This is a genomic window from Mycobacterium sp. NGS56, from assembly GCF_059812425.1.
Genome location: NZ_JCALCQ010000011.1, coordinates 68,556 through 88,402, shown reverse-complemented (window position 1 = coordinate 88,402; position 19,847 = coordinate 68,556). Strand labels below are relative to the sequence as shown.

The 19,847-nt window shown below is 65.7% G+C and carries 22 protein-coding genes; 6 read left to right on the top strand and 16 right to left on the bottom strand.

Annotated features, from left to right (window positions below):
- Positions 1-21 precede the first annotated feature (21 nt).
- The 9 genes from AC5Y4F_RS21525 to AC5Y4F_RS21485 all read right to left on the bottom strand — a co-directional run bounded on the left by AC5Y4F_RS21525 (position 22) and on the right by AC5Y4F_RS21485 (position 9,550).
- On the bottom strand, positions 22-885 hold the full coding sequence (locus AC5Y4F_RS21525; protein ID WP_067932864.1) for an SDR family oxidoreductase: 864 nt from the start codon (positions 883-885) through the stop codon (positions 22-24).
- A gap of 59 nt (positions 886-944) precedes the next feature.
- Positions 945-2,369 (bottom strand): aldehyde dehydrogenase family protein, encoded by a 1,425-nt coding sequence (locus AC5Y4F_RS21520; protein ID WP_067932866.1) that lies wholly within the window; start codon positions 2,367-2,369, stop codon positions 945-947.
- A 167-nt stretch (positions 2,370-2,536) separates the two neighbouring features.
- A complete protein-coding gene (locus AC5Y4F_RS21515) occupies positions 2,537-4,102 on the bottom strand; it encodes an LCP family protein (protein WP_499998480.1) in 1,566 nt (521 codons plus the stop codon).
- A 144-nt stretch (positions 4,103-4,246) separates the two neighbouring features.
- A complete protein-coding gene (locus AC5Y4F_RS21510; RefSeq protein ID WP_499998478.1) occupies positions 4,247-5,188 on the bottom strand; it encodes a class I SAM-dependent methyltransferase in 942 nt (313 codons plus the stop codon).
- A 27-nt stretch (positions 5,189-5,215) separates the two neighbouring features.
- Positions 5,216-6,157, bottom strand: coding sequence for a class I SAM-dependent methyltransferase (locus tag AC5Y4F_RS21505; protein ID WP_499998476.1), 942 nt, complete (start codon positions 6,155-6,157; stop codon positions 5,216-5,218).
- A gap of 74 nt (positions 6,158-6,231) precedes the next feature.
- Positions 6,232-6,867, bottom strand: a complete 636-nt coding sequence (locus AC5Y4F_RS21500) for a TetR/AcrR family transcriptional regulator (RefSeq protein ID WP_082947532.1) — start codon at positions 6,865-6,867, stop codon at positions 6,232-6,234.
- 2 nt (positions 6,868-6,869) lie between these two features.
- Positions 6,870-7,856, bottom strand: coding sequence for a pirin family protein (locus AC5Y4F_RS21495; RefSeq protein ID WP_067932877.1), 987 nt, complete (start codon positions 7,854-7,856; stop codon positions 6,870-6,872).
- Positions 7,857-8,002: 146 nt separating this feature from the next.
- Entirely contained in the window at positions 8,003-8,551 is a 549-nt protein-coding gene (locus AC5Y4F_RS21490) for a Dps family protein (RefSeq protein ID WP_067932879.1), read from the bottom strand.
- 87 nt (positions 8,552-8,638) lie between these two features.
- On the bottom strand, positions 8,639-9,550 hold the full coding sequence (locus tag AC5Y4F_RS21485) for a DNA-3-methyladenine glycosylase family protein (RefSeq protein ID WP_067932881.1): 912 nt from the start codon (positions 9,548-9,550) through the stop codon (positions 8,639-8,641).
- Between the two features lie 63 nt (positions 9,551-9,613).
- Here AC5Y4F_RS21485 and AC5Y4F_RS21480 point away from each other — a divergent pair, with 63 nt between their 5' ends.
- The gene (locus tag AC5Y4F_RS21480; protein WP_067932883.1) at positions 9,614-10,012 is read left to right on the top strand and encodes a nuclear transport factor 2 family protein; all 399 of its coding nucleotides are present in this window, start codon (positions 9,614-9,616) and stop codon (positions 10,010-10,012) included.
- Here AC5Y4F_RS21480 and AC5Y4F_RS21475 read toward each other — a convergent pair.
- The 4 genes from AC5Y4F_RS21475 to AC5Y4F_RS21460 all read right to left on the bottom strand — a co-directional run bounded on the left by AC5Y4F_RS21475 (position 10,006) and on the right by AC5Y4F_RS21460 (position 12,864).
- Positions 10,006-10,386 (bottom strand): DUF427 domain-containing protein, encoded by a 381-nt coding sequence (locus AC5Y4F_RS21475; protein ID WP_499998468.1) that lies wholly within the window; start codon positions 10,384-10,386, stop codon positions 10,006-10,008. The two genes, AC5Y4F_RS21480 and AC5Y4F_RS21475, sit on opposite strands and share 7 nt — an antisense overlap.
- Before the next feature lie 48 nt (positions 10,387-10,434).
- Positions 10,435-11,262 carry a class I SAM-dependent methyltransferase gene (locus AC5Y4F_RS21470; protein ID WP_067933024.1) on the bottom strand — a complete coding sequence of 276 codons (828 nt, stop codon included), beginning with the start codon at positions 11,260-11,262 and terminating at the stop codon, positions 10,435-10,437.
- A gap of 79 nt (positions 11,263-11,341) precedes the next feature.
- The gene (locus AC5Y4F_RS21465) at positions 11,342-12,361 is read right to left on the bottom strand and encodes an NAD-dependent epimerase/dehydratase family protein (protein ID WP_499998466.1); all 1,020 of its coding nucleotides are present in this window, start codon (positions 12,359-12,361) and stop codon (positions 11,342-11,344) included.
- Positions 12,358-12,864 carry a nuclear transport factor 2 family protein gene (locus tag AC5Y4F_RS21460; protein WP_499998464.1) on the bottom strand — a complete coding sequence of 169 codons (507 nt, stop codon included), beginning with the start codon at positions 12,862-12,864 and terminating at the stop codon, positions 12,358-12,360. The genes AC5Y4F_RS21465 and AC5Y4F_RS21460 overlap by 4 nt, the downstream gene beginning before the upstream one ends.
- An 88-nt stretch (positions 12,865-12,952) precedes the next feature.
- Between AC5Y4F_RS21460 and msrA the strand changes: the two genes are divergently transcribed.
- Positions 12,953-13,465 carry a peptide-methionine (S)-S-oxide reductase MsrA gene (gene msrA / locus AC5Y4F_RS21455; protein ID WP_067933026.1) on the top strand — a complete coding sequence of 171 codons (513 nt, stop codon included), beginning with the start codon at positions 12,953-12,955 and terminating at the stop codon, positions 13,463-13,465.
- A gap of 39 nt (positions 13,466-13,504) precedes the next feature.
- Here the strand turns inward: msrA and AC5Y4F_RS21450 are convergent, their stop codons facing one another.
- Complete coding sequence (locus tag AC5Y4F_RS21450; protein ID WP_067933028.1) at positions 13,505-14,824, bottom strand: cytochrome P450; 1,320 nt, start codon at positions 14,822-14,824, stop codon at positions 13,505-13,507.
- A 142-nt stretch (positions 14,825-14,966) separates the two neighbouring features.
- On the opposite strand from AC5Y4F_RS21450, the gene AC5Y4F_RS21445 reads away from it, so the two are divergent.
- Both AC5Y4F_RS21445 and AC5Y4F_RS21440 read left to right on the top strand, forming a co-directional pair.
- The gene (locus AC5Y4F_RS21445; RefSeq protein WP_067932890.1) at positions 14,967-15,584 is read left to right on the top strand and encodes a TetR/AcrR family transcriptional regulator; all 618 of its coding nucleotides are present in this window, start codon (positions 14,967-14,969) and stop codon (positions 15,582-15,584) included.
- Between the two features lie 105 nt (positions 15,585-15,689).
- On the top strand, positions 15,690-15,902 hold the full coding sequence (locus AC5Y4F_RS21440; RefSeq protein WP_067933030.1) for a TOBE domain-containing protein: 213 nt from the start codon (positions 15,690-15,692) through the stop codon (positions 15,900-15,902).
- Between the two features lies 1 nt (position 15,903).
- Here AC5Y4F_RS21440 and AC5Y4F_RS21435 read toward each other — a convergent pair whose 3' ends face one another.
- Both AC5Y4F_RS21435 and AC5Y4F_RS21430 read right to left on the bottom strand, forming a co-directional pair.
- Positions 15,904-16,788 carry an alpha/beta fold hydrolase gene (locus tag AC5Y4F_RS21435; RefSeq protein ID WP_499998455.1) on the bottom strand — a complete coding sequence of 295 codons (885 nt, stop codon included), beginning with the start codon at positions 16,786-16,788 and terminating at the stop codon, positions 15,904-15,906.
- A gap of 25 nt (positions 16,789-16,813) precedes the next feature.
- Positions 16,814-18,043 carry a sulfotransferase family protein gene (locus AC5Y4F_RS21430; protein WP_499998453.1) on the bottom strand — a complete coding sequence of 410 codons (1,230 nt, stop codon included), beginning with the start codon at positions 18,041-18,043 and terminating at the stop codon, positions 16,814-16,816.
- A 28-nt stretch (positions 18,044-18,071) separates the two neighbouring features.
- Between AC5Y4F_RS21430 and AC5Y4F_RS21425 the strand changes: the two genes are divergently transcribed.
- Positions 18,072-18,647, top strand: a complete 576-nt coding sequence (locus AC5Y4F_RS21425; RefSeq protein ID WP_067932894.1) for a TetR/AcrR family transcriptional regulator — start codon at positions 18,072-18,074, stop codon at positions 18,645-18,647.
- The gene (locus AC5Y4F_RS21420; RefSeq protein ID WP_067932896.1) at positions 18,644-19,747 is read left to right on the top strand and encodes a DUF1214 domain-containing protein; all 1,104 of its coding nucleotides are present in this window, start codon (positions 18,644-18,646) and stop codon (positions 19,745-19,747) included. The genes AC5Y4F_RS21425 and AC5Y4F_RS21420 overlap by 4 nt, the downstream gene beginning before the upstream one ends.
- The last annotated feature ends 100 nt before the right edge of the window (positions 19,748-19,847 follow it).

Here is a 19,847-nt window from a genome sequence, read left to right as displayed (position 1 = left end):
GACCGCCCTGTCGCAACCAACTCACCCCAGCTTGAAGTCGGCCTGCTTTGCCGTGGACAGATCGGTGATCTCGTCCCACTGCGAGGCGATGTCCTCCACCGACGGCGGCTTGTCGTAGTTGACGCCCTGGTTCTGGAACAGCGCGACGCGCTGCACCTTGCCGCCACCGACCACGAAAACCGACGCGCTGTTGGGATTTTCCTCGGTGCACAGGTACGCGACCACCGGAGCGACGTACTCGGGCGTCAGTTTCTCCAGAACTTCCTTGGGAAGGATGTCTTCAGTCATCCGGGTCGCCGCGATCGGCGCGATCGCGTTGGCGTGGATGTTGTACTTCGCCCCCTCCAGCGCCAGGCTGTTGATCAATCCGACCAGGCCGAGTTTGGCCGCACCGTAGTTGGTTTGGCCGAAGTTGCCGAAGAGCCCGCTGGTGGAGGTGGCGACCACCACGCGGCCGTAGCTCTGCTCACGGAAATGCGGCCAGGCGGCGCGGATGACGTTGTAGCCACCATAGAGGTGCACCTTGAGCACGGCATCCCAGTTCTCGAAGGACATCTTGTGGAAGGTGCCGTCGCGCAGGATGCCGGCGTTGCTGACCACGCCGTGCACCGCGCCGAATTCGTCGAGCGCGGTTTTGATGATGTTCTCGCCGCCCTCGGGCTCGGCGACGCTGTCGTAGTTGGCGACAGCCCGTCCGCCGGCGTCCTTGATCTCCTTGACCACCTCGTCGGCCATGTTGTGGCCGGCGCCGGTGCCATCGCGCGAACCGCCGAGGTCGTTGACGACGACGCTGGCACCCTCCTTGGCAAGGGTCAGGGCGTACTCACGGCCGAGTCCGCCACCGGCTCCGGTGACGACGATGACGCGATCCTGCACTCCGGGCATAGGTTTCCTCTCTAACTATCAAAAACTCGGTCTGGCAACGCGTTCGATGAAGCCAGCTGTCAGAACATCCGGCGGGCCATCTTGAAAGCCCGCTCGGTGTACGGAGGGTAGATGAAGCTGGACAGGTCGGGCCGAGTGGGTTTGGTCAAGACCGACTTGCGGTGGCTGAACTCGTCGAAGCCCCACTTGCCGTGGTAGGCCCCCATTCCCGAGGCGCCGACGCCGCCGAACGGCAGCTTGGCCGTCGACACCTGGAAGGCGATGTGGTTGACCAGCATGCCGCCGGCCGGCACTTCCTTGATCACCCGCTCGCGGGTCTCCCGCCGCTTGGTGAACAGGTAGGCCGACAGTGGTTTGGGGCGTGAGTTCACGAAACGTATTGCCTCGTCCAGGTTTTTGACGGTGATCACCGGCAGGACCGGACCGAAGATCTCGTTCTGCATCAGCGGCCCGTCCGGGTCAGGGTCCACCACCACGGCGGGCTGGATGCGCAGGTTCGACGCGTCGCAAGCCCCACCGACGGTGACCTTGCCGTCGCCGCTGGACAGGTAACTACTGATCCGGTCGAATTGGCGCTGATTGACCACCCGCATGCCGTTCGGCTTGTCGGAGGTGAACTTGGTGATGGCAGCACCGATCTTGTCGACCAGTTCGTCGCGGATCGCTGCGTCCGCCAGCACGTAATCGGGTGCGACACAGGTCTGTCCGGCGTTGAGCAGTTTCATCCAGGCGATCCGCTTGGCCGCCACCTCGACGTCGGCGTCCGCCGCGACGATCACCGGGCTCTTGCCGCCGAGTTCCAGGGTGCACGGGGTCAGGTGCGGTGCCGCACCCTCGTAAACCTTGCGGCCGATCTCGGTGCCGCCGGTGAACAGCACGCGGTCCAGGCCCTGCGCGATGAGCTCCTGGCTCGTCGCGCCGTCACCCTCGACCACCGCGATGGCATCGTTGTCGAGATATTTCGGCACCAGGTCGGCCATCACGTGCGCCGACGCCGCGGCGATCTCCGAGGGCTTGAGGATGACGGCGTTCCCGGCGGCGATCGCGCCCACCGCCGGACCCAGCGTCAGGTAGAAGGGGTAGTTCCAGGCGCCGATGATCAGCACGGTGCCGTAGGGCTCGTACTCCACCCAGCCACGACCGGGCAGCTGCGGCATCTCCAGCAATCGATACTTGCGCCGCGTCCACTTGCGCACCCGCTTGGCCGCGTACTTGGCCTCACCGGCGGTGGTGGCGATATCGGCGATATAGGCCTCAAAGGGGCTGCGGTCCAGGTCTTCGGCGAGCGCCGCGGAGATCGCGGCCTCATTCTCCTCCATCAACTTCACCAGTTGCAGCAGCTGGCGTTTGCGCCATTCGATGTCACGGGTGCGTCCGGTGGCGAAGGTCTGACGAAGCCGGGCGACGGTGGCGGGGATATCGGCCGGTGCGGTCCCGTTCGTGGAGGCCGATGTCTTCGATGCAACCGATTCGGTGGTCATCATTGTCCTTCCCGAGCAGAGTCCCGCTGCGCGGCCGCCGCTCATCGGTGATAACCGCGATACTAACCATCCGGTTGGGAGACCAATAGGAAGGATCCTGCCAACCCCCGGTCTCGCCGGGCCAGATGGTTTCGACCCCTGGGGGCAAGGCGCCCACCAACCCGGTCAGTTCACTTCACGCAGGGGACGTCCGCCGCACTCATCTGGCTGAGGTCGGTCGGGGCCGGAGCACGGTCGCCGGTGCCGCTGGCGGCCACGGCACTCACCTGGCCGGACCCGGACGGGTCGGTCGTTGCGCCAGGGTGGGCGAGGTAGTCGCCGGCAGGAAACTGCGCTCCCACGGTCAGCCGCACCGTCCCGGGGGCCACGGCGTCGTTCGCCGTCGCCGGCACGTGCAGCTGGTCGGCCAGGAACTGGGCGCCCCGCTCGGCCCCGGGGCCGTATTCGATGACGCTGTCGTCGGTCGGGACCGCCGCGGTCGTGGCGCTGCCGCGGGTGAAACCGCGGGCGGCGAAGGCCTCCTCGACGGCGCCCGCCAGCCCGTCTCGTGACGTCGCGTTGACGACGTCCAGAATCGCGGGTTCGGCCAACGACCGCGGGGGCTGGGTGTTCGGTGCTGCGGCCTCGAGCGCGACGGGTGTGTCCGACATGAAGCGCTCGCTGACGATGCGCCGGATGGTCGGAAGATCGACCTGGTTGATGTCGGAACCGTTGGCGTCTTGGCCGAAGCCGGCGATCGGCAGGGTATACAGCGACAGCGGACGCTCGCTCAATCGCGAGGCCCGGGAGGCGAATTCCATGACGTCCAGCCCGTCGTCGACGGCGACGTTGTCGCGAGCGACCTCCAGCAGTTTGCGCAGCCCGCTCATGCTGGACAGCGCACCGCCGCCGCGAGCCGCCTTGACCAGCGACACCAGGAACGCCTGTTGTCGCCGCGTGCGGTCGAAATCGGTGAATGAGCCGTCGTTTTCGTCGCGCCGCTGCCGCACGAAGGCCATCGCGTCCGCGGCGTCGATGCGCTGCACTCCTTGGTGGAAGTCGGCACCCGAATAACTGTCCCGCGTATCGGCGTTGAGGCACACGGTGATCGGCTCGACGGCTTTGGCGATTTGAAAGAACGCACCCAGGGTGACCTCGACGAAATGGTCGACCGAAATCCCCAGAAAGTCTTTGACCGCGTTGATTTCGGCCTTACGGCCCGCTTCGCGGGCGGTTTGCTCGCGAGCCGTCAAGTTGTTGGCGCCCGTACCACCCGAATTCCCGGCCGCCTGCGAATTCAACGACTGCTGGTAGGCCAGGCCGTACGCCTGCTTGATCTTGCCGGCGCACACCGACCCCGGGCAGCCCGGTAACTCCGCGTAATCGTCGCGCGGGATCGATATCGCGGTGAGTGGCCCGTCGCCATCCGAAATATGCACGACGATAAGGACATTGGCGTTGTAGCCGCCCGAGCTTTCGTCACCGGCATGCAGCGCCTCATAGATCTCTTGGGGCAGCGGCTTGCCGTTCTGGTCCAGCCGGCTGTCCAGACCCATCAGCAAAATGTTCTGGCTGCCGTCCAGCGTCGTCGCCGCATTCGGTAGGGCGTGCGAAATGATGATCTTGCCCAGGGCTGTGTGATAACCCGTCCACCCCATCCCGGTGATCGCCATGACGAACGCCGAGGCGGTGGCGGCGACGAGGCGGCCTCTGCTCAGCACCCAGCGGTGCGACCGGTCGGATCCGCCGCTGCCCATAATGAGTGACCATTGTCCCGGATGACCAGGCGAATTCCGGGTAACCGCAGCCGCGAGCCAACGGTGAACCTACGGCGGGTCGGCGAGGACGGCTCCTTACGCGTACCTACGACGGGTGTCGCCGTCAGGAAGCGGTGTGTGCCCTTACAAGCGCTCGGCGACCACGAAGTCGGAGAACGCGTCCTTGTCATCGGCCAGCGCGACGTTGTCGTTCCAGCGGCCCAGCCTGCGCATCGCGGCGGTCGAGTGCTCGGCCGTCGCACGCCAGCCGTGTTCGTTGAGCCATTCTGTGACGTTTGCGCGGTGCTCGTCGCGATACATCAGCTCACCTACGTCGAGGGTCTGCTCCAAGCCGATCTCGTCGGCCACCTTCTTGAACCGTTCCCGCATCTGCTGGCGGCGCTCGTCGGCGTGATTGGGTGCGGTTTCCGCCGAGACACGACTTCCGGGCGGGCTCAGCTCGCCGATCAGGGTGAACAACCGGTCCTGGGCTTCGGCCGGCAGGTACATCAGCAGGCCCTCGGCCAGCCAGGCGGTGCGCTGGGTGGGGTCGAAGCCCGCAGCACGCAGCGCGGCGGGCCAGTCCTGGCGCAGATCGATGGCGACTTCGCGGCGCTCGGCCGAGGGCGTGGCCCCATTCTCCGCCAGCGTGGTCGCCTTGTAGGCCAGCACGTCGGGCTGGTCGAGCTCGTAGACCGTGGTGCCGGCCGGCCAGTCCAACCGGTATGCGCGGGAGTCCAGCCCCGACGCCAGGATCACGATCTGGCGGATCCCGGCGGTGACGGCGTCGGTGAAGAACGTGTCGAAGAAGTGCGTCCGCACCGCCTGGTAGCCGCGCATGTGGTGCAGGTGCGCCGCGGACTCTTCGTCGAGGGCTTCGACCTTGGCCGCGATCTCCGGGTCGAGCATGGCCTCCCACAGCACGCCGGCACCGGAATTGCTGACCAGCAGCTTGGCGTAGGGGTCGCGGATGAGCGCGTCGGGACGTTCGGTCTCGACGGCGCGCGCCGCGGCCACCATCACCGCGGTGGTGCCGACGCTGCTCTTGATGTCCCAGGTGTCATCGTGGGTGCGCAGTGAACTCATACCGGTGCTCCTCGGTTCGATCCTTGGTCAGGCGGCGGGCTTGTCGAAGCGGGCCCGCAGCAACGTGCTGCGCACCGCTTCGTCGGTCAGGTCGTCGGGTACTGGACGGCCCAGCCGGGCCATCTCGTCGAGGTTGCTCACGCTGTGCACGCGCCAGCCGTGTTCGGCCAGCCACGCCGCGGCGTCGGAACGGTCCGGCTCGTGGTAGGTCAGCGCCTGGACGTTGACATCCAAACCGAGCCGGTCCCGCATCCGCAGCCAGCGCTGAGAGTTGCTCCGCGAGTTCATGCCGAACATCTCGATCGCGATCTGACTGTCCGGTGAGCTGAGGGCGGTGACCATGTCGAACAGCCGGTCCTGGGCGTCGCTGGGCAGGTACGGCAGCAGGCCTTCGGCCAGCCATGCGGTGGGTTGGGTGCGGTCGAATCCGGCGGCGGTCAGGGCTGCGGGCCAATCGTCACGCAGGTCAACCGGGACGGGACGCCGGATAGCGGATGGCACGGCGCCGTGCTGCTGCAAGATGTCGGCCTTGTATTCCAGCACCTGCGGCTGGTCCATCTCATAGACCGTGGTGCCGGCCGACCAGTCCAACCGGTAAGCCCTGGAGTCGAGCCCGGCGGCCAGAATCACCACCTGGCGGATCCCTGCTGCGACGGCGTTCGCGAAGTACTCGTCGAAAAAGTGGGTGCGCACGGCCTGGTAGTCGATACCGCAGCGATGCGCGCGCTGTCCGTGCTCATCACCGTCGAGCCAGGCGAGATTGGGGTCGGCCAGCCGCGCCCATGCCGGACCGGCGGACGACACCAGCAGACGCGCGAAGTCGTCGCGGATCAGCGGATCGGGTCCGGCACTTTCGGCGGCACGTGACGCGGCGACGCCCAGTGCTGTGGCGCCGACGAGTTCGGTGATGGTCCAGCTGTCGCCGGCGGACCGTACGGAAGGCGGCAACGAGGCATCCAGGTCAGTCATGTCCCGACCATGGTACAGAATAAGTTAGTTAGCCTATACGCTTTGTGCGCAACTTCACTGCGCGCCGACGGGTGCTACGTGGTTGGCTTCTGGAACGCACCTTCCAGGAGCTGACGCATCACACCGACGATGGCCAGCAGGTTTTCCGGGCTCTCGATGTAGCCCGCATAGAGCCCGACCCCGCAGACCAGCACCAGCAGCGCCTCGGTCAATGCCGACGCCTCGACGCCGGCGATGATCTCGCCGCGCTCGATCGCGTCGTTGATGACACCCAGCAGGAAATTTCGGGCAATCCGGACGGAATCGGTGTCGCTTCCCACCAAATCCGGATGGCGCTGTGATTCCAGGACGGCCGTGACTAAAAACGCGGATCCGGCCGGATTCTTCGAATTGGCACTCGTCGCTTCGGCAATGAATGCCGTCAACTGTGCCGCAAGGGTCGTTTCGCGTTCTGCCTGTTTGATGCCGGCTCCGATGACGGATTCGTTGGTGTCCGCCAGAACTTCGCGATAAAGCGCCCGTTTGCTGGAGAAGTAATGGTTGATCGCGGGCCGGGTGAGATCCGCGCGCGCAGCGATGGCCTGAAACGTCGCGCCGTCGTAGCCGCGTTCGCTGAACACCAAACGTGCAGCTTGGATTATTCGCTGCCGGGTCTCGTCGGCCTTCGCGGCAGGCGGCCGTCCCGGTCTGCGAGTCCCCCGTGGAAGCATTGCTAAAGTGTGCCACCGCCGTGGTGCGGCATTAGCGCATTTGGTGGAATGCTGCCAAACTTTCCGGCCTGGTAGTCCTCGAGCGCCTCGATCAATTCCGCCCGACTGTTCATTACGAAAGGGCCGTAGTGGAATACCGGCTCGCGAATCGGCTGCCCGCCCAGAAGTAGCAAATCAATGGCTCCCGGCGTCGTGTCCGAAGGCCGGACCTGCCGGGTTCCCACGGTGATCCGATCGCCGGGCCCCAGAACCGCTAACTGTCCCTGGTGGATCGGATGGGCGACCGGGCCGACGTAACCGCTGCCGGACAACACATAGACCAGGGCATTGAAGTCGCGCCGCCACCCAATGTTGAGCTGTGCCCCGTTCTCGATCGTCGCGTGCGCGAGGGTGATCGGCGTGTGAGTGATGCCGGGGCCCCGATGGCCGTCGACGTTGCCGGCGATGACGCGAATCAGCGCTCCACCGTCGTCGGAAGCGAGCAAGGCGACGTCGCCGCCTTCGATCGACTGATACCGCGGTGGCGCGAACTTGTCTTTCTTCGGCAGGTTCACCCAGAGCTGGACGCCGTGGAAGAGCCCGCCGCCCTCGACCAGCTCGGCCGGTGGCGTCTCGATGTGCAAGATGCCCGAGCCGGCCGTCATCCATTGCGTTGCACCGTCGGCGATCAGGCCGCCACCGCCATGGGAATCCTGGTGGGCAAACTTCCCGTCGAGCATGTAGGTCACGGTTTCGAAGCCGCGGTGCGGATGCCAGCCGGTGCCCCGCGGTTCGCCCGGCTCATATTCGACCTCGCCCATCTGGTCCATGTGCACGAACGGATCGAGCGCGACCGCGCTGACTCCAGCGAAGGCGCGCACGACGGGAAAGCCCTCGCCCTCGTAGCCACGAGGGCCGGTGGTGATCGATCGGACCGGGCGCTCGGTGTCGGCGGGGCCGGGACCGCTGACCCTTGGCAACGTCAGCGTGTTAGCCGTGACTGCAGGCATCTGGCCTCCTGGTGAAGTAGCTGCCTATATAACCGGACTATGGTCCACTTATTCCCCGAGGGCCGGGTCGCTCACGTCGACGAAACGCATTCGCCCCGGCATGAAGGTGCCGGGGCGAAGGTGCGTAGTTACGCGGAACGGATTTTCTAGGATTTGCCACGTGCGCTGCTCGCGGCATCCTTCTCGGTGCTCTTACCCTTGTGCGCCAGTTCTCCGCCGGCGCTTTCCAGGTGCGCCCGGACGAACCATTGGAACTTCTCCAACTGCCCCGCCTGGCCGATCAGCAGGTCCTGGGTCACCTGGTCGAGTTCCTCTGTCTCGTCGATGTATTGGCGGATGTCCTCGATGACGCCGGTGTAGACGAGATCCAGGGCGGCCAGGTGCGCCTGTACCGTGTCCCGGCCCACCGAGTAGTCGTCCCACGACCGGTCCTTGATGATGGCGCCGGGCGTTCCCTGCGGTGAAGCGCCAAGCGCCGCAATACGTTCGGCAACATCGTCGGCAAACCCACGCACCGCGTCCACTTGCGGGTCGATCATCTCGTGCACGCCGATGAAGTTCGGGCCAACCACGTTCCAGTGAATGTGCTTCAGCGTCAGGTGAAGATCGTTGTAGGTGCTCAGTTGCTTTTGCAGCAGTTCGGTGAGCCGTGCCGCCTGCTTATCGGTCAATCCCGGAATAGTGAACTGAGTCATCGCTTATTCCCTAGCTTCCTTTCATGGTTCGCACACAATTACTTGCACTGGTGGGTACCCGATGACCACGCTGAAAAACGCGACGCATCAAAGCGAGCGAATTTGCTGCACCGGCAACCGCGGGCCGCGGCGGGGTTCGTAGGCCAGTCCGCTGGCTTCGAGCAACCGGACCACGCGCTGGCGGTGGGGTCTCATCGGCGCGAGCAGTTCGAGCATGCCCGCGTCATCGACGGGCCGGCCCAGCAATGTCCAACCGATCATCTTGGGAATGTGATAGTCGCCCACCGACACGGCGTCGGCGTCGCCGAAGGCGCGTTGCGCGGTCTCCGCGGCGGTCCACTCCCCGACCCCCGGCAGCGACATCAACGCCTCACGTGCCCGCCCCGTCGGCCACGACACCAACCGTTCCAGCGAAGAAGCCCGCCGCGCACAGCTCACCACGGCCTGCGCCCGCCGCGGGTCGACATTGGCGCGATGAAACTCCCACGACGGGATGTGTCGCCATACCTGCGCCGGCGGCATGACGCGCATTCCCTCCGGCGCCGGCCCCGGGGCGGGTGTGCCGTACTTCGTCACCAGCAGCCGCCACGAGCGAAACGCATCGGCTCCGGGCACCCGCTGCTCGATGATCGCCGGGATCAGAGCCTCCAGCACCAGCCCGGTGCGGCCGAGGCGCAAGTGCGGAACCCGTTGGTACGCGGCCGCAATTGTCGGATGTTGCGGCACGAAGTCCGAGTCGTCGTCCTCGAGACCCAGCATGGCAGGCAGCGTTTCGATGAACTCCTGTGCGCCGCTGCCCCACGCCACACCCTGCACGGCATTGGTGGCGATGCGGCTGATCCGGGCCGTGACGGACCCGCTGGGCAGCAGGCTGGTGCGCCAGATCGAGCCGTCACCGGGAGCCCGGAAGCACGGATCGCCGCGGCCGCGGCGAAGGGGCGCCAACGTGTGCCCGAAGCTGACGGCCCCGGGAAAAACGACCGTGCGCGCGCTCTTCACCTGATGAGTCTCCGATTGATCTGATTGACCGTGAACTGCGGGCCAAGTCAATATTGCGTTGTGATGACGCCGTTCGATGACCCGCAGGGCGAACTGGCTTGGATGTTCCTGCAGACCGTAAGCGATGACGGGGATCTGGACGAGGGCTTCGCGCTGCTCAGTGACGACTTCACCTACTGGACCCTCTACACGCGCACTTCCTGCGACAAGGCCACGTTTCGGCGGGCCGTCGAGCGACGCAAGCAAAACCTCGAGCTGACCATCGACTTGGTGCGCTGCGTCAACGAGGGAGAGACCGTGGTGGTGGAGGCGCAAGCCACCGGCACCACCTCTAACGGCCTCGAATTCGATAGCCCGTTCGTATGCATCTTCGACACCCGCGACGGGCTGATCATCTCCATGCGTCTGTACAGCGACACCCGCGCGGTCGAAAATGCCCTTCCCGGGTGGATCCCTTACTGAGCAAAGACGCTGATGTCGGCCTTGGTCGGGTAGAACGCCACATGCCCGGCGATCGCCGCGACGGCCGGATACGGCTGCTCGTACGTCCAGATCACATCGTCGACGGTGTCACCGGCCGAGGTGGTCACGCTGTAGTAGCTCGCGTGGCCCTTGAAGGGACAGTAGGTGCTGGTCTCCGTCCGGCTGAGCCGATCCTGCACCACGTCGGCGAACGGAATGTATTGCACTGCAGGCAAAGTAGCTTCGCGTAGTTCCAATGCCGCGGTGGTGTCGGCGACGAGCTCGCCATTGACGTGCACCTGCACCCGTCCCTTGGTCGGCTCGATGGTGATCGGGTGTCCCGCGCTGGGTTCCTTGATTTCCGGGTGGGCCATGGTGGTTTCTCCTTAGACGAAGTTGTCGGGTTCAACGCGCGTCCGTGGTCAGGGCTTCCCGTCCGGCGGACCGAATGCGTAGCGGTGGTATTGCGACATGTTCGCAACCGCCCGGAACTGCGACATGATCTTGCCCAAGACCCGCGATGAGCGGGGCAACTGCGCGAAGGTATCCGACTCGAACCATCGTTCCCAGGCCAAAAGCCGCACCGTCGGCACGGCTTCGACGATGTCGTCGGGCCCGTTGATCGCCCAATGCAGCGTGGATCCCGACCGTCGCACCACTGTGTTCAGCCATTGCGACTTGATCCCGAGCCAGTTGAATGCGTCGAACTGCAGCTCACCTGAACCGAACCGGTCAACCACCCGGCGCAGTAGCGCGGTTCCGTCCTGCTCGGTGAGATACATCGTCAGCCCCTCCGCGATCATCAGCGTGGGACGGTCGGCCGGGATTTCGGCCAGCCACGCCGGGTCGATTACCGAGGCGGCAACGAGGCGATAGTGATCGCCGCCCGGGTAAAGCTGGGAGCGCAGCGCTATGACCTCGGGGTAATCGACGTCGTACCACTGGACGTCCGGGCCTGGCTGCAAGCGAAAAAAGCGGCTGTCCAGCCCGCAGCCCAGGTGCAGAACGATCGAACACGGATGCGCGGCAAGGAATTTGCGCGTCCAGTGGTCGAAGTGCGCCGACCGGGTGGTCACCGACGGCGCGCGCCGCGCGGTGATGGTCGTTCTCTTCCAGTCGTAGTCGATGCGCTCGACGATCTCCTTCGCGTACCGATCGCCCAGGATCGGTTTCGGGAAGTCGGCGTCCAGCGCCTTCGCGTAGAACGTCGCCAGCATGGTCTGGGGCGCTCCGCTGAGATCGACGGGCACTCGCGCGGTCGTCACACCGCCCGAGGCTAGTCCTACGCCGATCGCCGCGCAGCGTCCTGAACGGCGGTCGGCGTGGTGTTCAGCGCGGAGTTGCGCTCCTACCTTTGGCATCTCGCATCGCCGCCCAGAACCGGGCCGCCTCGCGGATGGACTCCTCGACCGGCCGCGGCTGCCAGCCCAATTCGCGCACGGCCTTGCTGTGGTCGACGGGCGCTTCGGCACGCATCATGCGCACCGAAGCGAGGCTGAGCTCGGCGTCCTTGCCGGTGAAGCGGGCCCGCAGGTCACCCAGCGCGCCAAGCGCATACAGCATCGGGACGGAGATGGAGCGTCGCGGCGCGGGCACGCCCGCCTCGTCGGCCGCGATCCGGACCACCTCTTTCAAGGCGATCATCCGCTCGGAAATCAGGTATCGCTCGCCGATGCGCCCGTGTTCGGAGGCCAGGATCATGGCCCGGGCCGCGTCGGTGACGCCGACGACTTCCAGCTCGATGCCCTCCATCGTGAAGGGCAGCTTGCCGAACACCGCGCCGGCGATGAACGCACCGTGCGGGGTGCGGCCCCAATCGCCGCTGCCGTATGTCGTCGACACGCACATCGCCACCGCGGGCAGCGCGGCCTCGGCCACATACCGCATCACCAGGTTCTCGGCCTGAACTCGGGATCGGACGTAGTCCGATACCCCGCGGGTGCCGACGGCGTCCGCTTCGGTCGCGACGTGTCCGCGACGCCGCCCGACGGTCGCGTACGTGCTGGTGAAGACGAACCGGCGCAGCCCGGATTGCGCAACGGCCACGTCGAGAACGTTGCGCAGCCCTTCGACGTTGGTGCGAAACAGCGGCGAGGTGTCGCGCAGCCAGGCACGGGTATCGACGACGCAGTAGTAGACGTCGTCGACACCGTCCATCGCCTCCTGCAGCACGGCGGTATCGAACACGTCGCCGTGAAACCGGGTCAGCGCAAGGTCATCGATGGCACGGGTGTTGGCGTTCGGCCGCACCATCGCCCGGACTTGCGCACCGTCGGCGACGAGCTGTCGGGTCACGTGCGAACCCAGAAAGCCGTTGGCGCCGATGACGAGTTTGGGCTTGCTGCTCACTGGGTCCCTCCGTACTGCGCCATGAATTGCGAGCCGGCCTCGTCGAGGGTGCCCAGCTCCTGGGCCTTGCGGCACCACTTCAGCGTGGCCTGCACGAAGCGCAGCGGGTTGTAGATGTCTTCCTGCTGACGCCACAGGCCATCGCCGGCGTAGGTGATGATCGAAATGTTCGTCGCGCCGATGACAGTGCCGTCGCCCGGATCGCGCATCGGGTTGTCGAGTTCCATGACGATGCGCCCCGTGGCCTCGTCGATCACCGACCACAGCGACGGGAACGCGACCATGTGGCTGCCGGGAAAACTGCCCATCGTCCGGCTGATCCACTCGCGGACCTCATCGCGACCATGCATGGTGCCCGCCGCGTGTTCGATGTACACGACGTCGGGTGTGTAGTGCTGGACCCACGCGTCCCAGTCGTGCGATCGCGCCGCCGCATCGACCGTCGCTTCGACCTTCTCGAAGGCGGCAGCCAGTTCGCTACGAGAGAATTTCGGCGTGCTCATGATTTCGCGGCACCGTTGCAGCTCATCGGCGGAGTGTAGCCTGGCTTTTGTTCCTGCCCGAGTGCTGGCCGGTTATGGAGGACGAACGATGACCAACCAGAAAGCGATTCTCGCCGGCGGCTGCTTTTGGGGGATGCAGGAATTGATCCGTAAGCAGCCGGGCGTGGTTTCGACCCGGGTCGGTTACACCGGCGGTGACGTGCCCAACGCGACCTACCGGAACCACGGCACCCACGCGGAGGCCATCGAGATCGTCTATGACCCGGCCGTCACCGACTACCGCAGGTTGCTGGAGTTCTTCTTCCAGATCCACGATCCGACAACGAAAGACCGGCAGGGCAACGACCGGGGTGCCAGCTACCGGTCGGCCATCTTCTATCTCGACGAGGACCAGAAGCGAGTCGCGCTGGACACCATCGCTGACGTCGAGGCGTCCGGGCTGTGGCCCGGCAAGGTGGTGACCGAGGTCAGCCCCGCCGGCGACTTCTGGGAAGCCGAGCCCGAACACCAGGACTACCTGCAGCACTATCCCAACGGGTACACCTGCCACTTCATCCGCCCGGGCTGGAAACTGCCGCGCCGGGCAACCGCGGGCCAGTAGCGACGCCGGGCTCCTCCCGGGTCCAGGCCCGCGCCGAATTCAGCGCTGGCGCACCACTATCCGGCCGCCGTCCTTCGGGGTGAACGCGACCCCACGGCAATGCCAGTGCTCGTCGGGCGCGTCCGTCGTCTCAATGGTCAAGCGGCGCAACACTGTCCGAAGCACGACGTCCATTTCCATGTTGGCAAACGCCGCTCCTACACAGCGGCGCGTCCCGCCACCGAACGGGATCCACGACAACGCCGACGGCTTGGTCCCGATGAAGCGTTGCGGGTCGAAACGGTCGGGATCGGGGAACACGTCGGGGTTGCTGTGAATCTGCCCGATTCCGACGATGATGGTATCGCCCCGCGGGATCACCCACTCGCCAAGGCGGAACGTCTCGGGGTAGACGTGGCGACCCGCGAGATCGATCACCGTCCTGGCTCGCTGGACCTCCAAGATCGTGGCCTGACGCAGCTCACCGCCGCCGTCGTCGGCCTCTTCGACGAGCGCCTTCAGCAGGTCGGGGTGCCGGCTTATCCGCTCGAACGCCCAGCCCAGCGTGGATGCGGTGGTTTCGTGTCCGGCCGCCAGCAGCGTGAGCAGCTCATCGCCAATGTCCTTGCGCGACATGGCCGAACCATCTTCGTAGGTGGTACGCAGCAGCATCGCCAGGACGTCGGTCCGCTCGGCGAAGTGCGAATCGGCCCGCTCGTCATCGATCAACCTGTCGACGACGTTGTCGTACCGGCGTCGCCATTCGGCCAGTCGGCCCCACGGGCTGTACCGACCGAACTGGCGTTTGGGCATCGGCACCGACGCCAATCGCGAGCCCAGGGTGACCCACGGCGGGATGAGCCGGCGCAGCTCGTCGAGCTCGGCGCCTTCTGCGCCGAAAACCGCGCGCAAAATGGCGTTCAGCGTGATTCGCATCATCGGCGGCAGCGTCGCGAAAGGGCTGCCGTGCGGCCAGTCGGCGATCTCGCGCAGTGTCTCTTCTTCGATGATGCTTTCGTACTTCTTCATGCTCTTGCCGTGGAACGGCGGGGCCAACAGCCGACGCCGTTGGCGATGTTCGTCGCCCTCGAGCGCGAACACGGAGCCGGTGCCGAACAGCCTGCTTAGATTGGGCTGAATGTTGCCGAGTTCGTCGGGGCTGGTCGTGAAGATCTGCTTGGCCAGCTGCGGGTCACCAATGGCGATGACGCGCCCGTACATCGGCAGGTTGAGCGTGAACGCGTCGCCGTGGCGGCGCGCCAGTCGCTGGATCATCCAGCGCCGCGACATCGAAAATCCAAGGCCCTGAAGCAACTTGGGGATTCGGACCGCCGGAGGCAGCTTGATTGCGGCCGGCGGGGCGGCGACTTGGTGGCTCATGGCGATGACGTCTCCCAATATCTGCCCCGGCACCGGGGTGGTACGGCGATGTACCGCAACATCTCCCTGTACGGTACTCTGATGTACCAAGCCTGACAAGGCGCCGCGTTCGTCGAAAGGGGGCGCCCGCGTGACACCAGCGGTGACGGCGGCTGCCGCCGATGCGGTTGCGGGCGACGCACCCGCCGAGCCGGATCCGTTTCGGCAACGGCTGCTTGACGGTCTGGCCACCTCGATCACCGAGCGCGGCTACCGCGCCAGCACGGTTGCCGACGTGGTCCGCCACGCACGCACGTCCAAACGCACGTTCTACGACCACTTCGCCGGCAAGGAAGAGTGTTTCCTGGAATTGCTGGCCGTGGACATCGAGAATCTCGGCGAGAAGATCGTGGCATCCGTCGATCCCGAGGCCGATTGGCACGTGCAGATCCGCCAGGCGGTCGAGGCCTACGTCGGCTCTATCGAGGCGCGGCCGGCCATCACGTTGAGCTGGATCCGTGAACTGCCGTCGCTGGGGGCTGCCGCTCGGCCGGTGCAACGCCGCGGATTGCAGTTGTTGACCAGCCTGCTGATCGACCTCAGCGCCAGTCCGGGGTTCCGCCGCGCAAAGCTGCCCCCGCTGACCGCGTCATTGGCCGTGATCCTGCTGGGCGGCCTGCGTGAGCTCACCGCACTTGCGGTCGAAGACGGAAAGCCGGTCCGAGAAATCGTGGAGCCGGCCGTGGATGCATCCGTAGCCCTGCTCGGTCCGCGGCATTAGAATCGTCCGTCCGCGTAACTGAAAGTGTGCCAAGCCATTCCGGCCCCGGTCCGACGGGGCTAAGCTCACCGCAGACCCCACCCGTCCAACATGGAGGATCCTGCGATGCGGCTCTCGACCCGAAACCAGCTCAGGGGAACCATCACCGAGGTCGAACTCGGCACTGTGATGGCCGTTGTGCGGGTGACGCTCGACGGTGGCGATCAGGTCATCACGTCGTCGGTCACCAAGGACGCCGCGACCGAGCTCGGACTCAAGGTCGGGCAGCCGGCCACCGTGTTCATCAAATCGACAGAAGTCACCATCGGGGTCGACTAGCTCACAGTTTCATAAACGCGCGCAATCGATCCAACACCAAGTCTGGTCGCTGGGCGACGATCCAGTGCCCGACGCCGTCGACCAGCTCTACTTTGAAATCGCTTATGTGGTCGGCATATCCGTCCAACAGCCGTGGAGTGATCACCGGATCATCAGTACCGCTGAGCCAGCGGACCGGTACATCGACTCGAAGATCGTTGTACTCACCACCCAGCCAGCTGCGCATCTCCGTCGCCTGGAAGCTGCGATACCACCGTGATCCGGCCTCCGCGTGGCCCGGCTGGCGCATGCACTCGCTGTACAACCGGGCGCTGTCCTCGGGCAGCGAAAACTCGCCGCCGACCCACGAACCCAGCATCCGCAGGAACCGCCAGTTGGGATCGCTGAGCACGCGAGGTCCCACGACGGGCAGCAACATCGGAACCTGATACCAGAACCGCCAGAGGTCGCGGATCGCCGCCAAATCGAATTTCGCCCACGGCGCCACCGTGTTCAGCCCGAAAAAGCCGGTCACCTTCTCCGGATGGCGCAGCATCATGATGAAGGCGACCGGCCCGCCCCAGTCGTGGGCGACGAGCTTCACCTTCGCGATACCCAAGTTGTCCAGCACGCCCGCAAGGTCCTCGGCCATCTCCGCTTTCAGATACCGCGAGCGGGGCGCCGAACTCCAGCCCGCGCCCCGCAGGTCGGGACACAACACGCGGTACCCGTCGGCGGCCAGCGGACCGATCAGTTCGTGCCACTCCCACCAGTTCTCCGGGAAGCCGTGCACCAGCATGACGGGCGGTCCGTCGGCCGGACCGGCGTCCGCGACATGGATCGTGACGTCGCTTCCCAGCTCGATATACCTGTGTTCGACACCGTCCAGCGCGGGCATTGTGACCATGAGTTGAGAAGTTAGCGCACTGCGCTTATTTGAGGAACCGCTCGACATACGGCGCGAAGCGCTCGCGCAGGTTGGCCTCGTCCAACCCGAACATCTCATAGGACGTTTCGACATTGCCCAGTCGTCCGCGCCGGTGGCCCGCGAGGTAGGCGCCGACTGCCGTGCGTGCCTCGTCGGTGAATGGTTCGTCGGCCAGCGCGTATACCCGTTGGGCCACGCCGAGTTCGTCGGCCATGAAGTCGTCGAAGCGGACGTCGATCGAGCGGTCCGGTCCGATGGTGTCGCGGTCGCGGATGAGTGCGGTGAGCATCTGATCGAGGCGGTCGATCCAAGAGCCGGCGATCTGCCGCACCGGCACCCGCGAGCGGTGCATGCGGGCGGAGTAGGTGATCATCGCGATCATCGACAGGGCAACCGGTACGGGATCGCGGTGGGTGAACACCAGGATGCTGTCCGGGAACACCCGATCCAGGACGGGCACCTGCTCGAGGTGCTGGGGCGACTTGAGCAGCCAGCGCCGTCCGCCGCGCAGATACTGCATCGCCCGCAGTTGGGTGGCCAGGTATTCGTAGTGCGGCGTCTGATCATGAGCCTGGTAGTAGGCGCGCCAGCGGGGCACCTCGGCGAGTGTCTCCAGCAGCATCGTCGACACGTCATTGGCCAACAACTGGATCTCTTCGTGGACGTGGTCGGTGGTCATCTCGTGCATGAGCGCGAAATGGGGCATCACCATGTTGATCACCCCGACCGCGACATCCATCCGGGTTCGCCGCGGATCCGGCTCAACGCCAACTTCATTCGGCATCGGGAACGGTTCGTTGCTTTCCCAGTACGGCATGGTGCGAAAGGTCGGCGGCGCTGCCAGCATGTTGTGCAGGTGTGTGGTACCGGTGCGGGGCAGCCCCGCAATCACCACGGGCGAGCGTAATTCGATTTCGTTGATCTCGGGATGGCGACGCAGCAGGTCTGTCAAGAGCAGCCGGTTCTTGAGCACCTGCAGCAGTTGGCCGTAGAAGTTCACCACCCCGGCGTCGTGCAGGCCGTCGATCTCGCGCAGCGCGGCGAGATACACCTCGAGGCGTTCGCGGTAATCGTTCGGACCGAAATCGTGCAGACCGGTCTCGGCGCTGGCCCTGGCGTGCAGCGCGCCGGCATCCAGCGGGCACTGCGGCGCCATCGTGGCCATCATGTCCAGAACCTGCTGGCCCTCGACGCTGAACCTGGGCGAGGCGAGGTCGTCAAGGCGAACGTTCACGGCCACTTATGTTACTCTGAGTTTCGTAATGGTAGTGGATTTTGGCAGACCCCGTGATCCCCGCATCGACGCCGCGGTGCTTAGCGCGACGGTTGAACTGCTGGCCGAGACCGGTTACCCCGGCTTGTTGGTCTCCGCCATCGCCGAGCGCGCGGGCACCAGCAAGCCCGCCATTTATCGCCGCTGGCCCAGCAAGGCCCACCTGGTGCACGAGGCGGTGTTTCCGATCGGCGCCGGTACCGCTATTCCAGATAGTGGGTCTACTCCCGATGGTCTGCGTGAGATGGTCCGCCGCACAATGGCTTTCCTCAGCACGCCGGCCGCCAGAGCGGCGCTGCCGGGTCTGGTCGGCGAGATGGCCGCGGATCCGACGCTGCATTCGGCGCTGCTGGAGCGCTTCGCCGGCGTTCTCGGCGGAGGTCTCGCCGACTGGCTCGCGGCGGCCGCGGCGCGCGGTGAGGTGCGGCCGGACGTGACCGCCGCCGAGTTGGCCGAGACCATCGCCGGCATCACGCTGGTGGCCCTGCTAACCCGCGCCACCGAACTCGATGATGCCTGGGTCGATCGCACCACCAGGTTGCTCCTGAAAGGAATCGGCGCATGACGCACCAATCGACGGACGCGTGGCAGGAACTGCTGAAAACGCTCGGCGAACTGGACCACTCGTTCCTCGAGGGTGACCGTGCCGTCACCGACGACCGGCACATCGCCGACGGCTACCGCATGCTGGCCGCCACCCTGGGCGTCGCCCTGGACACCTATCTGTTTCCCGAGCCGGGTCGACCGCAATTCGTCGCGGTGAACACGCCGTCGCGCCGCGACCGTCGCTGGGGCGGGGACAACACCGACGCCTACTACTTCATCTGCCCGGTCGATCCCGGTCGCCGGTACCGCATCAGCGGGAATAAGGGTGACAGCGTCTACTTTTCGGTGACGGCGTACAACGAGCCATCGCCCGGGGCGTGGTCCGATCGGGTGGTCGCGATCGTCCGCGACACCGACCTCGACATCGACGCCGGCGGCAACTTCACGTTCGAATTTCCCGCGACGCCGGGCGCGGCCGTGCTGATGACCCGCGACTATCAGGCTGATCCCCTGACGGGCCGCCCGGTGACGTGGCACATCACGGCGCTCGAGGAGCCCGACCCGATCCGGCACGGCGACGCCGAGACCGCGGCGAGTCTGCGCGCCGCCGCGACCTGGTTGCGGACCATGTTCGCCATCGTCCCGCTGGCCGTTGGGAACCGCGTTGATGAGCGGCACGCGCTGGGGCACGAAACCGACCATGCCGCAAACGCATTCGCCGATCCCTATCAGGTGCCCGACGCCAACTTCGGTTGGTCGGCACGCGACGCCTGTTACTCCTATGGCAGCTTCGTGCTCGACCAGGACGAGGCGCTGGTCATCACCCACCGGCCGCCGCCATGCCGGTTCTGGAACCTGGTGGTGTGGAACCAGTTCATGGCGACCTTCGGCGCGCAGGATGCCCGCTGCTCCCTCAACGGCCACAGTGCCGTCGTCAACAGCGACGGCTCCGTGACGGTCGTGTTGTCCAACGACAAGACGACACACCCGAATTCGCTTACCACGCTGGGCTATCCGCGTGGGAACCTGGCGTTTCGGTGGTTCCTCGCCGACGGCGTGCCCCAGCGGCCCGAGGTGAAACTCCTCAAGGCGGCCGACGCCCCTACCGAGGTGAGCTGAGCAGTCCCCACTTGCGCCGGTGTGGTCCTATGGGTGCGAGACGCCTTGAATCGTCCATACGGCCCACGGTCGTGATTCAGCCGATATCTCGCACCAACTC